Source organism: Arthrobacter ginkgonis, assembly GCF_039540195.1.
Lineage (GTDB): Bacteria > Actinomycetota > Actinomycetes > Actinomycetales > Micrococcaceae > Zafaria > Zafaria ginkgonis.
Genome location: NZ_BAABEO010000052.1, coordinates 1 through 747, shown reverse-complemented (window position 1 = coordinate 747; position 747 = coordinate 1). Strand labels below are relative to the sequence as shown.

Annotated in this window: 1 protein-coding gene; it reads left to right on the top strand. The window is 69.7% G+C overall.

Annotation, left to right across the window (positions count from 1 at the left end; all coding sequences use genetic code 11):
* A partial coding sequence (pdxS, locus tag ABD912_RS23475) for a pyridoxal 5'-phosphate synthase lyase subunit PdxS (RefSeq protein WP_345154899.1) occupies window positions 1–747 on the top strand: 747 nt, incomplete at both ends.

Below are 747 nucleotides of genomic sequence, written 5' to 3'. Positions count from 1 at the left end.
ACGTTGTCACGCCGGAGCAGGCCCGCATCGCCGAAGACGCCGGTGCGGTGGCCGTCATGGCCCTTGAGCGCGTTCCCGCCGACATCCGCGCCCAGGGCGGCGTGTCCCGCATGTCCGATCCGGACATGATCGACGGCATCATCGAGGCCGTGTCCATCCCGGTCATGGCCAAGGCCCGCATCGGGCACTTCGTCGAGGCGCAGGTGCTGCAGTCCCTGGGCGTGGACTACATCGACGAGTCCGAGGTCCTCACCCCGGCCGACTACGTGAACCACATCGACAAGTGGCAGTTCACGGTGCCCTTCGTCTGCGGCGCGACCAACCTCGGCGAGGCCCTGCGCCGCATCAACGAGGGCGCGGCGATGATCCGCTCCAAGGGCGAGGCCGGCACCGGCGACGTGTCCAACGCGACCGGGCACATGCGCAAGATCCGCGCCGAGATCGCCAAGCTCTCCTCGCTGCCCGAGGACGAGCTCTACGTCGCGGCCAAGGAACTCCAGGCCCCGTACGAGCTGGTCAAGGAGATCGCCGCCACCGGCAAGCTCCCGGTGGTGCTCTTCACCGCCGGCGGCATCGCCACCCCGGCGGACGCCGCGATGATGATGCAGCTGGGCGCGGACGGCGTGTTCGTCGGCTCGGGCATCTTCAAGTCCGGCAACCCGGCCGAGCGAGCGGCCGCGATCGTGAAGGCCACCACCTTCCACGACGACCCGGACGTCATCGCCAAGGTCTCCCGCGGCCTGGGCG